The 22,551-nt window shown below is 60.7% G+C and carries 18 protein-coding genes and 1 tRNA gene; 9 read left to right on the forward strand and 10 right to left on the reverse strand.

Features of this window, described 5'->3' with window-relative positions:
• Positions 1–138: 138 nt before the first annotated feature.
• Complete coding sequence (locus BMAGN_RS07785; protein WP_022859873.1) at positions 139–1,119, forward strand: hypothetical protein; 981 nt, start codon at positions 139–141, stop codon at positions 1,117–1,119.
• 129 nt (positions 1,120–1,248) lie between these two features.
• Here the strand turns inward: BMAGN_RS07785 and BMAGN_RS00085 are convergent, their stop codons facing one another.
• Positions 1,249–2,745 carry a S10 family peptidase gene (locus BMAGN_RS00085; RefSeq protein ID WP_022859874.1) on the reverse strand — a complete coding sequence of 499 codons (1,497 nt, stop codon included), beginning with the start codon at positions 2,743–2,745 and terminating at the stop codon, positions 1,249–1,251.
• 211 nt (positions 2,746–2,956) lie between these two features.
• Here BMAGN_RS00085 and BMAGN_RS00090 point away from each other — a divergent pair, with 211 nt between their 5' ends.
• Both BMAGN_RS00090 and BMAGN_RS00095 read left to right on the forward strand, forming a co-directional pair.
• A complete protein-coding gene (locus BMAGN_RS00090; protein ID WP_026502034.1) occupies positions 2,957–4,315 on the forward strand; it encodes a 3'-5' exonuclease family protein in 1,359 nt (452 codons plus the stop codon).
• 53 nt (positions 4,316–4,368) lie between these two features.
• Positions 4,369–7,719, forward strand: coding sequence for a DEAD/DEAH box helicase (locus BMAGN_RS00095; RefSeq protein WP_022859876.1), 3,351 nt, complete (start codon positions 4,369–4,371; stop codon positions 7,717–7,719).
• A 31-nt stretch (positions 7,720–7,750) separates the two neighbouring features.
• Here the strand turns inward: BMAGN_RS00095 and BMAGN_RS00100 are convergent, their stop codons facing one another.
• A complete protein-coding gene (locus BMAGN_RS00100) occupies positions 7,751–8,767 on the reverse strand; it encodes a Gfo/Idh/MocA family protein (RefSeq protein WP_022859877.1) in 1,017 nt (338 codons plus the stop codon).
• Positions 8,768–8,914: 147 nt separating this feature from the next.
• Here BMAGN_RS00100 and BMAGN_RS00105 point away from each other — a divergent pair, with 147 nt between their 5' ends.
• Positions 8,915–9,886, forward strand: coding sequence for a Ppx/GppA phosphatase family protein (locus tag BMAGN_RS00105; protein ID WP_026502035.1), 972 nt, complete (start codon positions 8,915–8,917; stop codon positions 9,884–9,886).
• Positions 9,887–10,135: 249 nt separating this feature from the next.
• Complete coding sequence (locus tag BMAGN_RS00110) at positions 10,136–11,782, forward strand: peptide ABC transporter substrate-binding protein (RefSeq protein ID WP_022859879.1); 1,647 nt, start codon at positions 10,136–10,138, stop codon at positions 11,780–11,782.
• A 161-nt stretch (positions 11,783–11,943) separates the two neighbouring features.
• On the opposite strand, the gene BMAGN_RS00115 is transcribed toward BMAGN_RS00110, so the two are convergent.
• A complete protein-coding gene (locus BMAGN_RS00115; RefSeq protein ID WP_051892891.1) occupies positions 11,944–12,678 on the reverse strand; it encodes a DUF4391 domain-containing protein in 735 nt (244 codons plus the stop codon).
• Between the two features lie 95 nt (positions 12,679–12,773).
• Positions 12,774–12,846: transfer RNA gene (locus BMAGN_RS00120), tRNA-Arg, on the reverse strand.
• Between the two features lie 135 nt (positions 12,847–12,981).
• Between BMAGN_RS00120 and BMAGN_RS00125 the strand changes: the two genes are divergently transcribed.
• Positions 12,982–13,998, forward strand: a complete 1,017-nt coding sequence (locus tag BMAGN_RS00125; RefSeq protein WP_022859881.1) for an endonuclease/exonuclease/phosphatase family protein — start codon at positions 12,982–12,984, stop codon at positions 13,996–13,998.
• Between the two features lie 6 nt (positions 13,999–14,004).
• On the opposite strand, the gene BMAGN_RS00130 is transcribed toward BMAGN_RS00125, so the two are convergent.
• Both BMAGN_RS00130 and xseA read right to left on the reverse strand, forming a co-directional pair.
• Positions 14,005–14,313 carry an exodeoxyribonuclease VII small subunit gene (locus tag BMAGN_RS00130; RefSeq protein WP_026502038.1) on the reverse strand — a complete coding sequence of 103 codons (309 nt, stop codon included), beginning with the start codon at positions 14,311–14,313 and terminating at the stop codon, positions 14,005–14,007.
• 129 nt (positions 14,314–14,442) lie between these two features.
• Complete coding sequence (gene xseA, locus BMAGN_RS00135; RefSeq protein WP_081640880.1) at positions 14,443–15,771, reverse strand: exodeoxyribonuclease VII large subunit; 1,329 nt, start codon at positions 15,769–15,771, stop codon at positions 14,443–14,445.
• Positions 15,772–16,054: 283 nt separating this feature from the next.
• Between xseA and nrdD the strand changes: the two genes are divergently transcribed.
• Complete coding sequence (nrdD, locus tag BMAGN_RS00140; protein WP_022859884.1) at positions 16,055–18,454, forward strand: anaerobic ribonucleoside-triphosphate reductase; 2,400 nt, start codon at positions 16,055–16,057, stop codon at positions 18,452–18,454.
• A 6-nt stretch (positions 18,455–18,460) separates the two neighbouring features.
• Complete coding sequence (gene nrdG / locus BMAGN_RS00145; protein ID WP_022859885.1) at positions 18,461–19,150, forward strand: anaerobic ribonucleoside-triphosphate reductase activating protein; 690 nt, start codon at positions 18,461–18,463, stop codon at positions 19,148–19,150.
• 76 nt (positions 19,151–19,226) lie between these two features.
• On the opposite strand, the gene BMAGN_RS00150 is transcribed toward nrdG, so the two are convergent.
• The 4 genes from BMAGN_RS00150 to BMAGN_RS07990 all read right to left on the reverse strand — a co-directional run bounded on the left by BMAGN_RS00150 (position 19,227) and on the right by BMAGN_RS07990 (position 22,137).
• On the reverse strand, positions 19,227–20,081 hold the full coding sequence (locus tag BMAGN_RS00150) for a hypothetical protein (RefSeq protein WP_022859886.1): 855 nt from the start codon (positions 20,079–20,081) through the stop codon (positions 19,227–19,229).
• 338 nt (positions 20,082–20,419) lie between these two features.
• On the reverse strand, positions 20,420–20,953 hold the full coding sequence (locus tag BMAGN_RS00155) for a hypothetical protein (protein WP_022859887.1): 534 nt from the start codon (positions 20,951–20,953) through the stop codon (positions 20,420–20,422).
• 367 nt (positions 20,954–21,320) lie between these two features.
• Positions 21,321–21,575, reverse strand: coding sequence for a GlsB/YeaQ/YmgE family stress response membrane protein (locus tag BMAGN_RS00160; protein WP_022859888.1), 255 nt, complete (start codon positions 21,573–21,575; stop codon positions 21,321–21,323).
• Between the two features lie 400 nt (positions 21,576–21,975).
• Positions 21,976–22,137, reverse strand: coding sequence for a GlsB/YeaQ/YmgE family stress response membrane protein (locus tag BMAGN_RS07990; RefSeq protein ID WP_238548722.1), 162 nt, complete (start codon positions 22,135–22,137; stop codon positions 21,976–21,978).
• On the opposite strand from BMAGN_RS07990, the gene BMAGN_RS07995 reads away from it, so the two are divergent.
• Positions 22,093–22,443, forward strand: coding sequence for a potassium transporter TrkG (locus BMAGN_RS07995; RefSeq protein WP_022859890.1), 351 nt, complete (start codon positions 22,093–22,095; stop codon positions 22,441–22,443). The genes BMAGN_RS07990 and BMAGN_RS07995 overlap by 45 nt on opposite strands.
• Positions 22,444–22,551: the final 108 nt, after the last annotated feature.

Raw genomic sequence — 22,551 nt, forward strand, 5'->3', positions numbered from 1 at the left:
CGTGACGCGACAGTTGTAAAGAAACCTTGGAGATTGTTCCAAGAAATTGTAAGGGCTCTGGAATCGCCATTTCCCGGCGCATAGACTGAAGTTCGATTTTCGAGCGTCAGACACTATCGACCAAGGGGATCGATATCCATGAGCCCTGAATTTTCATCATCCAACGAGTCCTGGGAATGGGAAAAGGAACTCGAGAACTACAGCGCCGCCCGCTGGCGCGCACCCATGTACCTGTGGACGAACCTGATCCAGCGTTGCGCGCTCGAAGTGGAGCGGACCATGGAAGACGAGCCCGTGCCGACCGCAGAAGACGTTGAAGACCTCGTCATGCCGCCCATGAGCTGGTACTACCAGTCTCTGGAAGAGCAAGGCTGCGCGCCCGACATGCAGGCGCTCGACCCCATGGCCAACGTACCCACGTTTGAAGCCGACTCCCAGGCCATGAGCGGCGTGGTGGCCGCCGTGGAACAGTCCGACTCGTCCACGCGCTGGCTGGACGCCGTGTGCGCCGTCACGTACGCGATCGAACTGGGCTGCAAGTTCCTCGGCACGATCGCCGACCGCAACTGCGAGGCTTACGACATGATGATGTCGCAAATATTCCGTTTGCGCATCTACATGGATTCCGTGGCGCGCCATGCGGACATAGACACGAGCATCAAGGCGCTCGCCATGGTCGGGGACGTGGTGTGCAGCCGCGCCATGATCCTGTATCCGAACCTCATGGTGGAGATGCTCGCATGTTCGCTGTCGTTCGCCAACTGGGAGGATACACGTGCCGTGGCTTACAGCGCGTTGAACCGCGCCATGACCTACATGCGTTCCGTGGCGCGATACTGCGACATTTTCGGTTCCGACAGTCCGCTGGCGTCTTACGACACGGTGTCGTGGATGGACCAGCGTCCGCTGGAGGCCGAGCAGATAGAGGCGCTGCTCGACTATGTGCAGCAGACAAGCGAGGCGCAGGAATTCTCGCCGCAAGAGACGCAGGAGCGTATGGCGCTGGTGATGAGCTGGATCCTGTTCGAACAGCGCGTGGCCTATTTGCGCCACGACATGTACCAGCTGTGCGGGGATTACGAGGCGGCCGACGCCATGGAACTGGCTGAGGAAGCCTAGCGCGTTCCGCGCCCGTCCCGGCACCCCGTCCCATACGCAAATGGCCGCGACAAGCATTCAACGCTTGTCGCGGCCATTTTCGCATATTGATCAGGTGGCGCTTGCGCACTCACATGGAAGCCTTACGGCTCACAGCACGGGCTCGTGGCGCTTCTCGTAGAAGGCCTTGAGCTCCGGGCCCATGGCTTCGAGCGCCTCGTTGTCGGCGTAGGCCATGTGGCCGTTGGAGTGCAGGTGGTACTCGATCTGGTGCTTCAAAGCTTTAGGCAGGAACAGCTTGCTCATGTCGTGCTTCACGTTCCAGAACGGGGTGGCGGCGTCATGGATGCCGCCGAAGAACATGATGCGGCTCGTGGGGTTGCGGCGCAACGCGGTCGCCATGTCGTACGCGACATTCGGCACCTGGGCCGGGCCCATCGTGCCCGGAGCGGCGTGCGTCCAGTTCCAATCCATGTTTACCTTGAGCGACAGCGGCTCGTAGTTGGAGTAGCCTTCGAAACCGATCTCGTCGCGCAGCATCTTCATGTAGCAGTCGAGGTAGGTGGCGTTGATGCCGTCATAGGACGGATCCTCGCCCGCGTAGAACTCGTTGTCGCCCTGCACGTCCTGGTAGGCGTAGGTGACCATGCGCGTATCGTAGCGGCCCAGCGTCTTGCCCTCGTCCTTGAGCAGCGACTTGCGGAACGTGTCGAGCTCGATGCGCAGGCCCTTGTCCATGATGAAGTCGACAGGCAGGCCGATCAGTTCGCTCATTTCCGTGGCGACGGAACGCTTGTCGTCCTCGCTGATCTGGTCGCCTTGCACAATGGCGGACGCGAGCGTCGTGTTCGAGAACTCGCACGCCTTGTTGAACCATGCGTACGGATCCTCGCCGACGCCGGCCTTGCCGAAGTAGTTGGCCGTGGCCGCGTACACGGGGACCATGCCCAGGTAATACGCGTCGTTGCCCGGCATCACGGGTTCGTAATCGAGAATCGTGGACTGTTCAATGACGCCCGTCACGCCGAAGCCCTTCTCGCCGAGCATGCGGTACACCACGGCGTTGCGCATGGTGCCGTAAGATTCGCCGTACAGGTACACGGGGCTGTTGTTGCGCTTGTGCAGCGCGAGCCATGCGATGATGCCGCGTGCGAACGCGTCGCCGTCACCGTCGACGCCCCACACCTTCTTGCCGTCGTAGTTCGGGTCCACATGCGAGAAGCCCGTGCCGAACGCGTCGATGAACACGAGGTCCGAATAGGGCAGCGGCGTGTACGGGTTGTCTTCCATGACGCCCACGTTCGGCATGTGCTTGTCCGTGTCGACCTTGACACGGCGTGCGCCCATGCCGCCGACGTTGACCATGTAGGAAGCGCCGCCAGGGCCGCCGTTCCACAGGAACGTGACGGGACGGTCGCTGGAATCTTCCACATCGTCACGGACCTGGGAGAACATGAACATGTGTCCCATCAGCGAACCGTCATCCGCGCGAACGGGCACCATTTCCGCGTTCGCCGTGTACGAGACGGTCTCGCCTTGCGGGGAAGTCCACGTGAACTTCTTGCTTGCGTTCTTCGGAAGCGCCTCCTTCGGCTGCTTCAAAGTCGGTTGTTCTTTCGATTCCTGAGCTGACGTTGCGTCTGCCATTTTCGTACCCCCTACGAGTCGAATCGATCTGTGATTGACATGGTCATCGTACGAAGCGCAGTCTGGGAGAGTTCTGGGGAACATATGGGAATTGTTCGACGGCGAAACGGCCGCACAATCGTTCCCGATTTGTCCTGTTACGCTGGGGAAAGATTTGTCCGTTCGTGACGTAATACGCACGGGCGCCGCGCCGCTCGCTAAGATAAGCACCATGACACAGGTTCCAGCAGAAACGCTCGCATGGCTCGACGAGGCGACCCAAGATATCCCGGCATGGGCGGCCGTCATGCCCAAAGACGCCGACAACCGTCCTATCGACTGGCAGTGGGTCGCCGGTCTCGACCTGATTTCGGGAGTGGGCGCCGCTAGGGACCTCGATTTTTCCGCACCGCTCGACGAGAACGTCGATATTGTCTCGCTGTTGCGCGCCGATTACGCCACGCGACGCGCCTTGGAAGGCATATTGAGCATGACCGTGCGCACGTTCATGGGCGATTTTGAACGCGCGATCGCCTCGTTCCGTCTGCCGCGCGCCCTCGCGTACGCGAACCGCAGATTGAACGACGAAATCGCGCTGCTGATCGAAGCGGGCAAACGGCGCGAACTGTGGAATGTGGAGACGCGTTCCAGCGGCGGCACCACCGTCCCCGTTCTCAGCCCCGCTGGGGCGTGGCCGCAAGGCCAGCCCATGCACGACATCCAGGACCAGTCGCTGCACATCAATGAAGAGCGCCGCGCCATCAGCAAGGAACAGCTCGACCAGCAGGCCGCCGCAGCCCGCGACACGAGCCGCGCCACCACGCAGGCGCCCGTCCAACACGGCAACAGCGAATGGCGCCGCACCTATCTTCCCGGCCGTGCCGTCGACACGGTGCTGGGCATCGATTTGGAAACCACAGGCATCAACCCGTGGCGCTCCTACATTATCGACGCGGGATTCGAACGCATGAACATGCGCTCGACGCTGCCGCTCGACGCCGTGCAGTCGGCCATCTACACGGAGCCCTATTACGCGTTCGAAGACGCGTACGACCAGGCGCGGCTGCAATTCGGCGTACCGCGACGCTGCGCGCTGGCCGACCACACGTTCATCCGCGAGCTGACGGGCATCGACGTCAACTCGCTGGCCGACAACGGCATGCTGCCGTTCGACGAATGGCCCGCGGCGCAGCGCTCGCTGTTGCGGCGTCTGACCGAACAGCCGTATGTTGCGCACAACGCCACATTCGAGCACAAGTATTTCCAGTTCAACGTGGAGGGATACGCCGAAGCGTACCGCGACGGGCACATCGTGATCATCGACACGTTGCCGATGAGCCAGTATTGGGACAAGGGGAGCGTGCCGTCGGAAGACCATCCGCACGGCGACAATACGCTCGACGCCTACGCCAAGCGCCAAGGCGCGTTGCCCGAAGACCACAATGAACGGCATTTGGGTCTCGAGGACGCCCACATCATGCTCGTCGCCATGAAACACCATCTCGACGAGCTCAAGGCTGAAAGCGGCGGCCCGTGGGATGCGCAAGGCAGGTTCGGCATCGGCGGCAAACAGTGCCGCACTCGCCATTAAGACGCGCCCGGTGAGCGCCGTCAGGTAGAATGGCGCCGAGAAAGGAAGGGCGCATGGCAGACGGCAATTTGACTTCTCGGGAACTCATGGCGGCAATGATGGAACAAGACCAGTCGGGAACCGATGAAGTCGCCAACCGCCGCAGGGCGGTGTTCCGCAAAGCCGGACGCGACGCGCGCCCGACCACGTTCCACGGCGCCCGCGCCGCGTCGCGCGCCTCGCAGCCCGCTGAAGAATTGCCGGACGGCTCCGTCACGCTGCATACCGTGATGAACTGGAGCGACGCGTCCGAAGACGACACCGACGACATCATCGCGCTCGCCCGCATGGGAAGCTCCATGGCGCAGCGCGGCCAGTACGGCCAATCCGGCCGCCGTCCCGCAGGTGTGGCACCGCGCGCTGACGAAGCCGAATCGTCCCCGTGGAGCGCCCGCTTCCACATGGTCATCGACGGCCAATCCAGCTTCATCAACAACATCGACCAGTTCACCACCGCGCTCGAACACCGCGGATCCATGCTGTGCGAAACAGCGGGCGGCCGCGTAACGCCCGTTACGCACACCATGCGCATGTTCACACCCGAATCGCGTCCGCTGGCGCGCGCCATCATGCGCATCGCCAAAGCACAACGCGCCGCATGGAACACGTTGCACGACCACGCGCGCCCCATGCCGCAAGGCTTCCGCCCCGTGGAACTCAGCGAAGCGCAAGTCGCGGAACTGGTGGAAGCCACACCGCGCGGCGCCCTTATCCTCGTGACCGACGAGCAGCTCAACGAACGGCCCGTGCAAGTGACGGCGGAGCGCCCCGACCTGCACGTGCGCTTCGAACGCATAGACGACAAGTCCACCAATACGCACGGCTACCGCATCAGCATGGACCGCGACATCCTGACCACCGTGCGTGGCGAAGGACGCGACTATCTGCTCGTGGCGCGGGACGGCGAACAAGGCGAAGACGCGGCGCCTCATGCAGCCCAAGGCGCGTCTGGCAAACCAGCGGCCGCCGCAAACGAACCCTCCGAATCCGCGGACCGCACGCTCGAATTCGTGCCCGCCAACGACGACATGGTGCGCGCCGCCCGCACGCTCCAACTCGTGAACAACAGCTTTTTAAGCGACGCCGACATCGCGCTGTTCGACCGCACGCTATTGCCCGACCTGACCGACTCCGCGCTGAACATCACCGTGCCGACCGCGCTGACCGACTCGCGCGTGGACACCTGCCAAGCACGCTTCTACATCGATGTGGACACGTCCGCGCACGCCATCACGTGCCGGGCGCTCGCCACCTATCGCGACGGCGAGTTTGAATTCGACGTGTTTCAGGCCAACGACGAGGCGGCCCAAGCCGCGGAGGGCGCCGAACCGCCGCTGACGCGCGATACGCGCATGGAACAGCTTATGCGCGAAGCCGTGCTGCTGTTCATGAAGGAGCCCGACGCGCAATGCCCCGAACCTTACGCGAAGCTGAGCGACGGCATCCGCGTGCGCGAACTGCTGTTTACGGGATTGGGCGCGTTAAGCGCCGCCGGCGAAGTGTTCACGACGCCGCAAATCGACCGTCTCATGCACCGCGCGCCCGTGCGCGTCAGCGTCAAGGCGAGCATGCATAGCGGCATGCTGCACTTGAATGTGACGAGCAACGAAATTCCGGCCAACGAGATTTCCGCCGTGCTCGACAGCTACCGGCGCCGCAAGCGCTTCCACCGCCTGCGCGATGGATCGTTCATCGACTTGAACAACACGAACCTCGACGAGTTCAACGCGTTCACCGAGCAGTATTCCATTTCCATGACGGCCCTTGACCGCGGAGACGTGACGCTGCCGCTGTTCCGCGTATTCATGCTTGCTCAGGAAGGCATTCTCGAGCCTGACGAGACGCTGCAGAAATTCATTGACGGCCTGACGAATATCGACCCCGACGCCTACGAGGTGCCGCAATCCTTGCACGCCACGCTGCGCCCGTACCAGAAAATCGGCTACGAATGGCTCAACCTGTTGGCCGACAAGGGCTTCGGCGGCATTCTCGCCGACGAGATGGGCTTGGGCAAAACGCTGCAGGTCATCGCATGGCTGCAATACCGCTACGAACTTCAGCCCGACACGCTGCCGTCCTTGGTCGTGTGCCCGGCGTCGCTCGTCTACAACTGGAATAGCGAAGTGGAACGGTTCTCGAGCGAGCTTTCGCCCGTGGTCATTGAATCGGCTGAAGACTGGCAGCGCATTGAAACGCTTACGAAGGCTGGCAAGCATGTGGTCGGCATTGTTTCCTACGACCTGTTGCGCCGCAGCATTGATACGGCCGACGTGTTCGACTGGCTCGCCGTTATCGTGGACGAGGCGCAGATGATCAAGAATCCGGCCACGCAGAACGCGCGCGCCGTCAAACGTCTCGTGGCCGAGCACCGGTTCGCGCTGACGGGCACGCCGATTGAGAACCGCCCGTCGGAATTGTGGAGCATCACCGATTTCGTGATGCCCGGCTATCTCGGTTCCCAACAGCAGTTCCGCGCACGTTACGAACGTCCGATTATGGACGGCGATTCCGCAACTGCCGCACGGCTGAGCGCCGTGATGGCGCCGTTCATTTTGCGCCGACTCAAGTCGCAGGTGCTGACGGATTTGCCGAGCAAGATCGAGCAGGTCGTCACCGTGCCGATGGGCGACAAGCAGCGCGAACTGTATGCGGCGCACGAGAACCAGCTCGCGCAATTCATTACGCAGGCCGACTCCCTGAACACGATCGGCATCCAAGTCTTGAGCGAACTGACGGTGCTGCGCGAACTGTGCTGCGATCCGGGCATCATCTATGAAAATTACGATGGCCGTTCCGCGAAACTGGAAGCGATCGGCGACCTCGTGCAGTCGAATCTTGAAGAGGGGCGCAAGGTCCTCATTTTCAGCCAGTTTGTGCGCTTCCTGGACGATATCGCCGCGCAACTGCATGCGCAGGGCGTCAAAACGTATGAAATTACGGGAAAGACGAACAAGAAGGAACGTCTGGAACTCGTCGACGCGTTCAACGATCCGTCCAGCGATGTGCCCGTCATGCTGATTTCCCTGAAGGCCGGCGGCACGGGACTGAATTTGACGGCGGCGTCCAGCGTGATTCTGGCTGACCCGTGGTGGAATGAGGCGGCGCAGCAGCAGGCCACCGATCGAGCCCACCGCATCGGCCAGCGCGAACAGGTGCACGTGTTCCAGATCGTCATGCGCCACAGCGTCGAAGAGCGCATTGTGCAATTGCAGCAGCGCAAGGCACAAGTGGCATCCATGCTGCTGGACGCGCAGTCGGGCGCCGAGCGGGCCGCTTCGGGCGACGCCGGCGCGGCCGACATGAGCACGGTGCGCGGCCTGGCGTCGCTGACGAAGGAAGACCTGCTCGCGCTGCTGCAGGAGTAGTCGCGAATAGCCGCGGACGCGGCGGTGCGGCTTACTCGAACGGGTACGTGAGGTTCCAGCCCTGACGGATCTGGTCCATCAGATGCATGATGCGCAGCGTGTCCGCGTGCGTCATCTCGATGCACTCGTGCTTGCCTTCGCGGATCGCCTTCACGGCCGCCGCGACCTCGTACTCGTAGCCCGTGAGCTGCTCGGGCACATGCAGGTGGTTCGTGAGCTTGTGGTCGGCGTCGAACACGTCAATCGATTCCACATTGTTGATGTTGTGGCAGATGAGGTAGCCGTTCGTGCCGCGCACGATGCCGTCGCGGTCCGAAGCGCACAGCATGGAGGATGTGGCCACGGCCATCGTGTTGTCGTCGTAGACCAGCGTCGTGGAGTTCGAAGCGTCCACGCCCGTGCTGTAGGGGACCATGATCGTGGACATGTCTTTGATTTCCTGGGCGCCCATGATCATGTCGATAAAGTTGAGCGGGTAGACGCCCACGTCGAGCAGGGCGCCGCCGGCCAGCGAAGGATCCGTCATGCGCGACTTGTAGGAGACGGGATAGCTCAGGTCGGCGCTGATGCTCGTCACTTCGCCGATCATGCCGCTCGAGATGATTTCGTCGATCATCGCGCGCGACGGCATGTATCGCGTCCAAATGGCTTCCGTGCACAGCATTCCCGTGTCGTCGGCCACGTCGAGCAGGTTGAGCGCCTGCTTCTCGTTGGCCGTAAACGACTTTTCCACCAGAATGTTCTTGCCCGCGCGCATGCAGGCGATGCCGTTCTCCTCATGCACATTGTGCGGGGTAGCGATATAGACGAGGTCGATGTCCGGGTCGGCGAGCATCGCCTCATAGGTGCCGTAAGCGTGCGGCAGGTTGAAATCCTTGGCGAAAGCGTCGGCCTTGTCCTGGCTGCGCGACGCGATCGCGTAGGGCTTGGCCACGCTCGCGTACTCTTCGCTCGCCGCCATCTTGCTCAATGTTTCGGCCATATGGCGGGCGATGCGGCCCGCACCCATAATGGCCACGTTCAGCGGCCGCTGCGTTTGATCGGTCATGTTGTTCCCTTTCCTTCGGTTTCCATGCCTTACCATTCACTATCCGAGTGTAGAAGGGGGAACCGGGGCTTGCATGTTGCCGCCCACAGTGGAATCGGTTGCCAACGGCGCGCACGGGCAATCGGGTGAACGCGGTATAACGGAACCATGATCTCTCCACGTAGGAAATCCACGCGTCTTGGCGTGCTCGACATCGGATCGAACACCGTACACATGCTGATTGTGGACGCGGCGCTGGGCACGCGGCCGGAACCGGAAGCGAGCACGAAAACGACGATCCAGCTCGTCCAGTACATGAAAGCGGACGGATCGATCAGGAAATCGGGCATCCGCGCACTGTGCGAAGCCGTGGACGACGCAATGAAACTCGCGGAACGCTACCGCATCACACAACTGCTGTGCCTCGTGACGTCCGCAATCCACAACGCGCCCAACGGCAACAAGGTCATCCGCTCGATCGAGGAAGTGATCGGCCAGCGCGCCACCGTATTGTCGGGAGAGGACGAGGCGCGACTCACGTTCCTCGCCGCGCGCCGCTGGTACGGATGGGACGCGGGACGCCTGCTCATGATCGACATTGGCGGCGGTTCGCTGGAAGTGGCCATGGGATCGAACGAGGAACCGTCGGTGGCCGTCAGCGCGCCCATCGGCGCGGGCATCGTCACGCACAACCTGCTTCCCGAAAGCGGCGTCGCCACAAAACGCGACATCAAGAAGGCTGCGGAATTCGTGCGCAAATCGATTGAACCGATCGTCGCGTCCATCGACTTGAGCGAAACGCCCAACCATGCGGTCGGCACGTCGAAGGCCATCCGATCGCTCGCGCGCCTGGCCGGATCCGTGCTGCGCCAGCAGGGACGCGAGGACACGTTGATTGTGGACCGCCAGCAGCTCGAGGACTGGATTCCGCGCCTCGCCCAAATCGAACCGGCGCAACGATCGAACCTGCCCGGCATTACGCAGGACCGTTCGCTTACGATCGTGGGCGCGGGCATTGTGGCCGTCGAAATCATGAAGGCGCTGGAAGTCGACGAAGTGGAAGTCTGCCCATGGGCGCTTCGCGAGGGCGCGATTTTAAGATGGCTTGACCAGTTCGGTCGAACTCGTCTCGGATTCTGAACCATAAATATTTGTTTCCCGGAAAATTTTCGGCCAAAAACGACACGACCGAATTAATAAGCGGCACTAGGCTGATTGAACGTTTTATCAAAAAATGTCGTTTGAATGGGGTATTCCGGTATCGGTCACAATTGTGGTGAACTATGCCAGCGTTATGGGCGCACGATATTTCAATGCGCTGTGGCCGTGTACCGAGATACACGTTACGTCGTATTCAGATGAGCTAAACCGAGGAGCAAAAGAACTTCCATGGGCAAACAATCGAAGTTGTTCTCAACCGTGGTGAAGGCCGTGGCCGTTGTCGCCAGCGCCGCTATGCTGACGAGCGTCGCAGGTTGCGGCTCTTCCGCGCACGCAGGCGAACCTCACGGCATCATTTCCGCGGACGAGACGGAACCGCAGTATCCGCTCGTGCCGTCCAACTCCATCGAGACCGGCGGCACCAACGTGGTGCGCGAGCTGTTCGAAGGCCTCGTGAGCTACGACTATCAGGGCAAGCAGCACTTGGAAGCCGCTGAATCCATCACTCCGAACGCGAACTCGACCGAGTACATCATCAAGGTGAAGCACGGTTGGACGTTCAGCAACGGCGAGCCCGTAACGGCCAAGTCGTTCGTGAACGCGTGGAACTTCGCCGCCAACGTGCACAACGCACAGCTCGCTTCGAGCAACCTGGCCACCATCGCCGGCTACGACGCGCTGCAGGACGAAAAGGTGAGCCCGACCGCCACGATGAGCGGCCTGAGCGCTCCCGACGACTACACGATCGACGTGAAGATGACGCAGCCGAACTCCGTGTTCGCCGTGCAGCTGGCCAACCCGGCCTACTATCCGCTGCCGAGCGTGGCGTACAAGGACATCGCCAAGTTCGGCGAGCACCCGATCGGCAACGGCCCGTACGTGTTGCAGGCCTGGCACCACAACCAGAACATCATGCTTAAGAAGAACCCGTCCTACAAGGGCGAGCGCAAGCCGAAGAACGACGGCATCAACTTCAAGATTTACACGAGCATGGATTCGGCTTACGCCGACGTGGTCGGCGGCAACCTCGACTTCCTCGACTCCGTGCCGCAGGCTGAAATGTTCTCGTTCAAGAGCGATCCGGCCGTCAAGGCTTACAGCGAGCCGGGCGCCCAGTTCAACAGCTTCGTGATTCCGGAGCGCCTCGAGCACTTCGGCGTCAACAAGGAAGGCGACCTGCGCCGCGCCGCCATCTCCATGGCCATCAACCGTTCGCTGATCTGCGAGAAGCTCTACGACAACACGCGCACGCCGGCCACCGACTTTACGTCCCCGGCCGTGGCCGAGTACACGAAGAGCCTGCCGGGCAGCGAAGTGCTCGACTACAACGTCGCCAAGGCCAAGGAACTGTGGGCCGAAGCCAACAAGATCAGCCCGTGGAGCGGCTCCTTCAAGATCGCCTACAACTCCGACGGCAGCAACAAGGAATGGGTGGACGCCGTCACGAACGAGCTGAAGAACAACCTCGGCATCAACGCTTCCGGCGACCCGTACGCGACCTTCGCCGACCTGCGCACGCGCATCACGAACCGCACGATCGACACGGCCTTCCGTTCGGGTTGGACGATGGATTACCCGAGCGCCGAAGACTACATGACGCCGCTGTACACGATCGACGCGGCCGACGGCAAGGGCTCGAACGACGGCGACTACAAGAACCCCGAGTTCGACGCCACGCTCGACAAGGCGTTGTCCACCACGGACGAGGCCCAGCGCAAGGAATACTTCGACCAGGCGCAGGAAATCCTGTTCCGCGACCTGCCGGCCATTCCGCTGTGGTACTCGAACATCACGGCCGTGAGCATGAAGGACATCGACGGCGTGCACTTCGACTTCTCGAACACCGCCACGTACGAGACGATGTACAAGAAGTGATTGGGCGCCCCTAGGGGGAGAGAGCCCCGGGCCCATTACAGATGTTGCGCGCTCCATACTGCGCGTGACTGTGCAAACCGACGTGCCAGTCGTTTGGATTGCTCCGGATTTTCCGGATTTCCAAGCGGCTGGCACGTTTTATATTCGGCTGCTGTTCGGCTCTATTCAGCCACCAGCCCCGCTTGCGCTTCCAGGTCAGCGAGCGCGCGCTTGCGGCTCTGCAGCTGTTTGAAAATGGCGTTGCGCTTCGTCTGGTCCTTCGCGCGCGCATGGTCTTTGGAAAGTTTGGCGATGTCCTGCTCAAGCTGGTCGCGTTCGCGGCGCATGCGGATGGCCGTGTCGACGTCGCCAATGCCGGAGCCATAATCGTCAAGCGCCACATATGCGCAGATCGCGTCCCAGAATTGCTGAAGCGAGTCGCATTCGTCAATGCCGGGCAGCATGAGGTCGCCTACGGGCGTCCAGTCGGTGGCGAATATTTCGTGGACGGGCTCGCGTCCCGCCTTGCTCGGCATTTTGCGGCGTACGGCCAGCGCGGCCTGTACGGATCCGTCTTCCGTCTCGCGCAAGCACACGAAGACGATGCCGGATTTGCGTTGTGCGGCGATCAGTTCAATGACGGCGTTCGGCACGGTCGCGTCCGCGCCGTTGAGCGGCAGTGCCATGACAAGTACTTCGGGCATGGACGGGCTGGGTTCCAGCGAGGTATTGGCATCGCGTACGATGCCGAGCAGCCGGATTGCGCGCACCGTATTGACGAGCGTTTTCTTCGTCGAATCGCTCAACCGCACGTTGCGCGCGAACAGTCCTTTGGGCAGCGTCGATTTTTCTTCCGGAACAGCGCACGCCGCCGGCCATCCGAATGTCTGGATGCTTACGCCTTCACAAGTTGCCATGGTCACAGGGCCCTCCATCGTCGTTGATTTGTGACCGATCTTACTGGGTGAGGGCTCGGATGGATAGGGCAGAGGCGCAAACAGGCATAAAAAAGTGCCCCAGATCGGATTCGAACCGACGACACCCGCTTTAGGAGAGCGGTGCTCTATCCACTGAGCTACCAGGGCAACAGCGATTTATTATACACGCATGACGCGCCTACACACCACAAAAGCGTAATTTTACCCGTTTTGCGTCAAATCCGTCCGTCGCATGTTCTACGGTGGCGCGTTGCCGGAGTGCATTCGGCGAACGGAGGGAACGTGCGTACCAAACATCCTTTTCTAGGCTTCGTGGCCCGGTCGTTGACGTGTATCGCTGTCGTCATCTGCCTGCTGCGGTTGACGCCGGCCGTCTACCAGCAGCTGCCGCTCGTGTCCAATCTGTTGGCTTTCACGCCGTGGGTGGTGCTTATGGCCGCCATCGCGCTCGTGCTGGCCTTGATTTCCAGGCGCTGGTTCACGGCGATCCTGGCCGTCATCTGCATTGGCGCGCAACTGTACTGGCAGGCGCCGTTCTACCGTGGCGGCGACCATCTCGACGAGTCTGTCGCCCAGGCCGCCCGCAGCGGAACGGCGCCCGTGGGCGGTTCCGTGCTGCGCGTCATGACGTGCAACGTGTATGAAGGCCACGCCAACGCCGCCCAGATCGTGCAAACGGTGCGCGAACAGCACGTGCAGGTGCTCGCCATGCAAGAGATCACCAAATCGTTCGTGGCGCGCCTCGACCAGGCCGGCATCGCGTCCGTCCTGCCATACGACCTGACCGTGTCCATCGCACACGGCGGCACGGGCAACGGACTGTGGTCCGCCATCCCGCTGACACAGGAACGCAACGCGGAAATCGATTCCGTCGCCTCAAACATGCCGGCCGCCACCTTGTGGCTGGACGGCGGCTCCGTTCCGCTGCGTTTCGTTTCCGTCCACACCACTTCGCCGCGACCGGGCCAGTGGGACCGCTGGTACAAGTCGATCGAGCAGATCGGCGACCAGATCACGCGCTCGGCCACGAACGCCGACTATGTGCTTATGGGCGATTTCAACGCGTCCTATGACCACGCGCCATTGCGCGACGTGCTCGGCGACCGCTTCAAAGACGCCACGCAGGCCGCGGGGGAGGGTCTCAAATTCTCGTGGCCCGCAGACAAATGGCCGATCCCCGCATTCTCGGGAATCGACCATATCCTCGTGGAACACAACGTGACCGTCGGCGATGTGCAAACGGTACACATTCAAGGTTCCGACCACCGCGCGCTGCTCGCGACACTGCAAGTCGCGTAGGACCGCTTACTGCAAGTTGCCTTGCGTGCCCGCCGTCTGCGCGGTGCTGGCCTGCTGCGCCATCGCGGCGTCCAGCTTCTCGCGCACGTTCGCGAGCAACGACTGCGCACGCGCTCCGAGTGCCTCGCCGAGCTCCCACTGGTGCATCGACTGCTCGAGGCTCAGTCCGCCGTTTTCCAGCGCGCGTACGGCCTGGATAAGACGGTCGCGCGCCTCCTCGTAGGACATGTTGGCGATCGCCTCGCGTTCCTCTTTCGTCAGGCTGCTCGCCGGCTGGGCGGCCTGCTGTGCCGTTTCCTGTGCGGCTTCCTGCATCGTTTCCTGCTCGGTCTCGACCGTTTCCTCGGACTTGTTCGTATCCAAAATTTCGTCAGCCATTATCGTTTCCTTGTTCGTTCGATTGATATGCGGTTGATATTTGATTGATGTGCGGGGGAGGCGCGTCTATTGCGTCACGACCGTCTCGGCGCTCGCGACCACCGTTCCCTTGCGCAGCGTGATCGTCAATTCGTCGCCGGCCTTCATGTTGGCGGCGTCGTCGACCACATGGCCGTCGGCGTTCTGCACCACGGCGTATCCGCGGTTCAGCGTCGCCTGCGGGCTCAATGCCGTGAGCGTGGCCTGCAATTTTTCAATATGGAACTGCGCTTCGTCCGTCATGCGTGCCAGCGCGATATTCATGCGCTGCGTCGCGTCGTGAATCATGCGCTCATGCGGTTCGAGCATGGTCTGTGGCCGCGTGAGGCTCGGTCGTGTGGTGTATCCCTCAATAAGCTGCGTTTCGTGCGTGACGCGCCCGTCAATGCGCGAACGCATCGTGAACAGCGCCTGCTCGACGAGCTGGATCTGCTCATGGATGTCGGGCACGACTTTTTTGGCGGCGTCAGTCGGGGTGGACGCGCGCACGTCGGCCGCAAGGTCGATAAGAGTCCAATCGTCCTCATGTCCGATCGCCGACACGAGCGGCGTGACGCAAGAGGCGGCCGCACGGACCACGCCTTCGTCGGAAAAGCCGATCAGGTCCTCAAAACTGCCGCCGCCGCGCGCCACGATGATCACGTCCACATTCGGGTCGGCGTCGAGGCGCTGGATGGCCCTGATCACTTCTTCGGGGCACTGGACGCCCTGGACGTGCACATGGTCCACCGTGAAGCCCACGTTGGGCCAGCGCAGCATGACGTTCGTGATCACATCGCCTTCCGCACGCGCCTGCGGCGCGCAAATCAGGCCGATATTGCGCGGGAATTCGGGAAGCGGCACCTTGCGGTCGGCGTCGAACAGGCCTTCGCCTTTGAGTCGTTTGCGCAGCTGGTCGATCTGTTCCTTAAGGTCGCCCGCGCCGATTTTGCGGATGTCGTCGCCACGGAAACTCAGGCGCGTGGCGCGTACCCACAAGTCGGCTTTGCCGTGAATGACCACGCGGTCGCCCTGTTTGAAGTTGCGCGCCATTTGCGCGAACAGGCCAAAGCCGCTTACCGATATGGAAATGTCTTCGAAGCTGTCGCGCAGCGTGATGTATACGGAGGTGGAGCGTCGCGCGTTGATCTCCACAATCTGGCCTTCGATCCAAGCCGCGGGCCAACGTTCCACCGCGTCGTGGAAATGCCGGCTCAGCACGCCCACGGGCCATGGATTGTTGGCCGTGGTGTCGCGCGCGAGGCGCGGAAGCTGGTCGAGCGGACGCGGTTCGTTGGGAAGCGCGATTGGCTCGGAGGCGCCCGAGTGCGAACTTTGCGCGCGGTGCGCCGAATCTTGCTGTAACCAATTCATCATAGTGCCTTAGCTTGGTGCACAAAAATCGGAACGTCAATACGTTTGCATGGAGTGTCGGCCAGTATTGCGCCGAGACGCGGGTAAATCGGGGGGGCAAAAAATTCTCGAGTTAAAAACATCACATCGCGGAATTTTGGTTGAAATCATGCGGAAAACACCGTATCTAGTTAAAACACGCCGTCAGTCAACTAGATATAGGGGGTGGAATGTTTTATAGTCGTATTCGCCCGTGAATCACAACGACGCATTCTTCATGGTTCACGGCGCTTGGAAAGGAATGAAGATGGAAACTCTGGTTATGGAGAAGGAAGTGGCTCACACAGCCAAAACAGCTGGCACGCGGGTGCTGGTGGAGAAGCGCGACGGTCGCGTCGTGGACTTTGACCCCCATAACATTATCGCTGCTGTGAAGTCCGCTTTTGCCGATCTCGACAAGGAAGTGGGCCCGCAGGAAGAACAGATGATCCGCGACATTGCCAGCCAAGTCCAGCGTGAAGTGCGCGTCCGCTACACCAAGCCGGCCAAGATCGAGGATATTCAGAACCTCGTCGAGCACGCACTTATTGAAGACCATTTGTATGAAGTTGCCCGCACCTACACCACGTATCGACTGAACAAAGACATCGAGCGCGCCAAGGCCACGGATATCAACGAAGCCGTGGGACGCCTGCTCAACCACGACGAATCGCTGGTACGCGAGAACGCCAACAAGGATTCCAACGTCTACGCCACGCAGCGCGACCTGCTCGCCGGAGCCGTTTCCAAGGCTTCCGCGTTCTCCATGCTGCCGGACGCCGTGGCGAACGCCCATCTCAAGGGCGACATTCATTTCCATGACGCCGACTACTCGCCGTTCACGGCGATGACGAACTGCTCGCTGCCGGACTTTGGCGACATGCTGCGCCACGGTTTCGAGCTGGGCAACGCCATGATGGACTCCCCGCGCTCCATTGGCACCGCCGCCACGCAAATCACGCAGATCATCAAGGACATCGCCGGAGACCAGTACGGCGGCCAGACCGTCAACCGTGCCGACGAAATGCTGGCCGAATACGCGCGTTGCGACTATGACAAGAACTTGAAGATGGCCCACGCCATGATTCCGGACACCACGCCCGTGGACGTGGCGGAAATCATGGTCAAGGGACTCAAGGAACGCGAACCCGAGTGGCTGCACTTCGAGAACCGTGCGCCGCTGCCGCCGGACCAGCCGTTCCATCCGAACGTCTCCGAACTCGACCAGCTGCGCGAAATCTACGCGAAGATCATGACGCGCAAGGCCATCTATGACGCCATGCAGACGATGGAATACCAGATCAACTCCAACCGCGTCTCCAACGGCCAGACCCCGTTCGTGACCGTCGGCTTCGGCTTGGGCACCGACTGGTTCGCCCGCGAAATCCAGCGCGCCATCTTCCTCAACCGTATTCGCGGCCTGGGCAAGGACCGCCACACGGCCATCTTCCCGAAGCTTGTGTTCTCCATCAAGAAGGGCGTGAACGCAAGCCCCGAGGATCCGAACTACGACATGAAGCAGCTGGCGCTGGAATGCTCCACGAAGCGCATGTATCCGGATGTGGTGTTCTACGAGAACATCGTCAAGATCACGGGCTCGTTCAAGGCCCCGATGGGCTGCCGCTCCTTCCTGCAGGGCTGGATCGATCCGGAAACGGGCGAGGACGTGGAAGACAGCCGCATGAACCTCGGCGTGGTCACCGTCAACATTCCGCGTATCGCGCTGGAATCCCACGGCGACGTGGACCGTTTCTGGAAGCTGTTCGACGAGCGTATGGAAGTGGCGCACCAGGCGCTGCAGTTCCGCATCATGCGCTGCAAGCAGGCTTCCCCGGTCAACGCTCCGACGCTGTACCGCTTCGGCGCTTTTGGCCGTCTCGACGCGGACGACGACGTGGACCAGCTGTTCCGCAACGAGCGTTCCACCGTGTCGCTCGGCTACATCGGCCTGTATGAAGCCACGGCCGTGTTCTTCGGCAAGGACTGGATGCGCGACCACGACTGGGACGAGGACGGCAAGGAATTCGCGTTGAGCATCGTGCGCAAGATGAACCTGCTGTGCAAGGAGTGGGCCGCGGACGAAGGCTACCATTACTCCGTGTACTCCACGCCGGCCGAATCCCTGACCGACCGCTTCAACCGCATGGACCGTGAAAAGTTCGGCGAAGTGGAAGGCGTTACCGACCACGAGTTCTACACCAACTCGTTCCACTACCCGGTGTGGCTACAGCCGACGCCCATGGAGAAGCTCGACTACGAGAAGGACTTCCCGTACCTGGCTTCGGGCGGCTTCATCAACTACTGCGAGTTCCCGTGCCTGCAGGCCAATCCGAAGGCGCTGGAAGCCGTGTGGGATTACGCGTCGAACATCGGTATCGGCTATCTGGGCACGAACACCCCGATCGACCGTTGCTTCGTGTGCGGATTCGAAGGTGACTTCGAGCCCACCGAAGAGGGCTTCAAGTGCCCAGAGTGCGGCAACGCCGACCCGGACCTGTGTAATGTGACCAAGCGTACGTGCGGCTACCTCGGCAACCCCGTGCAGCGCCCGATGGTGCATGGCCGCCACGAGGAAATCGCCCACCGCGTCAAGCACATGAGCGGCGAGACGGGCCGTGTGACGCTGAGCGACGGCACCGCCCGCGAATGGTTCGAGGAAACCAAGTAACGCCCGATGACCACTCACGATTTCGCAGCTTCAGAAGCCAACCGCGGACCGTTCATTCCCACCGCGCTCGCGAACAATCCGCGCGCGGGGCAGTGGACGAACCGCATGAGCCATAATATGGTGGCCGACTACAAGCGCTTCCTCATGACCGATGGCGAAGGCATCCGCGTCTCCCTGTATGTGTCGGGATGTCCGTTCCATTGCGAAGGCTGCTATAACTCCTCGATCTGGGACTTCCAGGCGGGCCATGAATACAATGACCGGTTGGAAGCCCAGATTATGGAGGATTTGGCGCAGCCGTTCGTGCAAGGCATCACGTTCCTTGGCGGGGAGCCGCTGCTCAATACGGGCGTGCTGCTGCCGTTGGCGCGCAAGATCCGCGAGCGTTTCGGCCACGCCAAAGATATTTGGTGCTGGACGGGCTACACGTGGGAGGAACTCATGCGCGAAGGGGAGAGCCAAGACAAGCTCGACCTGCTCCATGAGATCGACATCCTCGTCGATGGCCGCTATCTCAAGGACCAGCACGACTCGTTGCTGCAGTTCCGAGGCTCGCGCAACCAGCGCATCCTCGATGTGCCGGCCTCATTTGCGGCCGGAGCACCGAGAATCTGGGCCAAACTACACGACCAGGAACGTTTCATTCCCGAAATTTACGGCAAGGAGCGCTCCGCCGGCGAAGGCGACGCGAGCTGATATTTTCCATCATCCTTCTGCATTTTGAGACACCAACTCCGGTGTGTCTGTCTCAAAATGCAGAAGGGGCTCGAATTTACTGCGCCTTGGCGGCCTGCTCGTCGATCCAGTTGTTGACGGCTTGGATGATTTCGTCAAGCGTGACTTTGGCGGCTTTATACAGTCGCGAATTTTTCACGCCTGACTGGTCAATGAGCCGCTCGGCAGTGTCCACCGCGGTTTGCAACCCGTCAGACAGCCGCTGTGCGGCCGCGGAATTCCGGTATGAGGTGCGCAGTCGTTCCAGCAACGCCCGTCCCTGCGCAATCGAATCGGACAGCTGTCGTTTGTCGCTGTCCACTTGATTTTCATTGTCGTTATTCTGGGGGCGGTCACTGTTCCCGGTATTGGAACTATTCCCGTTCCCGGCGTCCGAATCCTGCGTTTGGTCGGAGCCACTCGTGGAAGGGGTGTCCTTCTCGGGATCTACCGATAGTCCCAGCCAATCCAACAGGGCCTCGGGCGTCGTATCGGCAGTCTGCTTTTTCATGGTTGCCAGCGAGGAGCGCAATGAGTCGGTAGCGCTGTCCAATGTGTCGGCGACGAGATTGAGTTGCGTAATGGTGGCGTTGGCGGCGCATCCTTGTTCACCCACGGTATCTTCGGCCGCGTCGGCCGCTTTCGCCGCGGCGTCGAGCACCTCGTCCACGCCCAGCACCTGCTGAACCAATTGCTGCAACTTGGGGGATTGATCCACGGTGTCCAACAGTTGCCTGCGTTGCTCGCTGAATGCGGCCACGGAAGCGTGGCAACGGTTCAACGCCTTCGTATGGTTGTTGGCATAGATGAATGCGCCAATACCTCCAATAACCACCACAACTACCGCCACGATGGCCACGACAACGGGCCAACGCCTACCGCGTGGGCTGGCGAATTCTTCGTTGTTCTGCATCGATTTCCCCCTACTCGCATCTGGTGTGAACCTCAACAAGTGGGCCTATCCTAGCGTGCGGCGTTCGGGGAATATGTGAACGTTCCAAACTGATCCTGGGGTTGTGGCAAGCAATACATCCGTATGCCGTGAACCATTCGAGCCGCTTGGGTCACTGGCGTATCTCCTTCTGCATTTTGAGACAGACACGCCGGGTTTCGTGTCTCAAAATGCAGAAGAACAATGGGAACGTCGGATACGCGTGTACCCCGATCCCTAAATGGGGGACCGGGGCACACACAATATGAACGCTAGTCGGCGTCAGTTATCAAGACGCGCAAAGAAGCGCAGCGAAAAACTCAGTGGTTTTCCTTCCAAGCCTCGAACAGCTTCTCCTGGTGGTCGAGCAGGCTCTTCAGCGCCTCGGTCGGCTCGCCAGTGCCTTCAAGGTCGAGGTCGGCGACGGTGGTGGTGTAGGAATCGGCGTCGGTGTACTCGCCCGTGCGCTGGTCCTCGGTGACCATCTGGGAAGTGAACGCCGTGATCTTGCGGTCGGTGAAGGTCGGGCTCAGCGTGATCGGGGTCTGCGGAATGTCGATTTCCGTGGTGGTCGGCGTACCGAACGCCACGTTCTCCTCAGGCTCGCTGACCGTGTTGGCGCCGAACAGGATGTGGTAGGTGATGCCGTTCGGGTAGCAGATGATGTCTTCGCTAATGCCGTAGCGCTTGAAGAACTCGTCGTCGGCGGCGTTGATGTCGGACTGGACGGTGTCGTTGCTGTTCGGCTCGTCCACGTGGTCCATGACCTCGTTGTGGTCGGCCTGCTTCACGAAGAAGGCGAGCAGTTCACGGAAGTGTTCGTAATCGATTGCGGTAGGTGCTGCAAATGCCATGTCAGCCAATCTTTTCCTTGTGCCGCTTGTGCGGCGTCGCCGACCCGAAGCCGGCCAAAACCATATTGCGAGGCCCGGTAGGTTGCCGCGCCTTCTGGTTATGAGTCAAATTCCCAATGTTTAAAAAGTGCTGGAAATCCGCCCAAAGAACTATGCGACGGGGCTGTTTGCCTAAATTGATGGATAGCGACGTTTGTGCCGTTTTACTCCCCGCATGCCAGTGGTGACAACGGTTTCGTTATGGCCAGCCCTAACATCGCAGTTTGTCTGACCGATGAACTTTGCCCATGGCGCAGCACATGAAAACCGCCTCGACGGCGATTGCCGGAGGCGGTGGTTGGGGGAAATTTAAAAGAAGTGAAGAGGATTATGCCTTTTGCTGTACCTTGTGCACGATGAAGGCGACAATGGCGACTACGATGACGGCGCCGAGCAGCGACGGGATCAAAGCCATGCCGCCGAGCGAGGGGCCCCATGCGCCGAACAGCGCCTGGCCAAGTGCCGAGCCTGCGAGACCGGCCAAAATGTTGCTGATCCATCCCATCGACTGTCCGTTGTTCGTGATCGCTCCGGCGATGGCTCCGATGATTGCTCCTACAAGTAGTGTCCAAATCCAAAACATGATGTGTTGCTTTCGCTGTGGTTCTTGTGAACGTAATGTCAACCCTACGGAGCGAAGCTGGGCAGTTAGCTGGGATTGGGCCTGAGGAAGAGTTTGAAAATATTGGCGATAGCGCGCATTGGTGTGCGGGTTGACGTGTGGGTTTTCTTCACCGCGACTCGCGCGGGCTTGGGCAGGCGCCGCCCATGCGCATGTGCTACGGAACGTGCACGAAAGGAAGGAATGAGGCGCAAAACAGTCTCGCTGTCCAATCCGCGTCGCTTCACGCACCAAGCGCGAGTAAGGCCCGCATCCTTATATAGATGGTCTAGATAAGACCTATATATAAAGGTGCGGGCCTTGACCCGTGCATGCCATGGTTCATGCGCGGAAGAGATTGATAGTAAGAAGTCCTGTCAGCTTAGTGCCGGACCGGCTTCTTTTGCATCGCGTGTATGACGAACGCGACGATGACCACCACAATGATGGCTCCCAAAATGGATGGAATGATGGCCATGGCTCCCAATGAAGGTCCCCATTGGCCAAACAAGGCTTGTCCCAAAGCCGCGCCCGCGCCGGCCACACCGTGATCATGGACGCGTTGGGATTCGCATGTTGCTACCTGTTCATTTTTCTGCTGGGCAGCATGGCGATGACGATTACGGCGCACGCCAGTTTCACGAACGCGATGTTCGAGTTCGCCTCATCCTTGGGCACGGTCGGCCTGTCGATCGGATTGACGGGTCCCGCCACCAATTCGGCCACGCTGGTTGTGGAAATGATCGGCATGGTGTTCGGCCGTCTGGAAATCTTCGTGATCATCACGGCCGTCATGGCGTCTTGCCATTTGGTGAAAGACGAGTACCGTCTCCATCAGCGCAAGAATTGATCGGGAACGGATTGCGAAACGCAAGAAAATTTCCTGTACAGACAAGACGTTGCATTACAATAAGCATGTTTAACGAAGTGTAGGGAGCGGGGAGGCGAGCCGCGTTCC

It is taken from the genome of Bifidobacterium magnum (assembly GCF_000741255.1).
In the GTDB taxonomy this organism is placed as follows: Bacteria; Actinomycetota; Actinomycetes; order Actinomycetales; family Bifidobacteriaceae; genus Bifidobacterium; species Bifidobacterium magnum.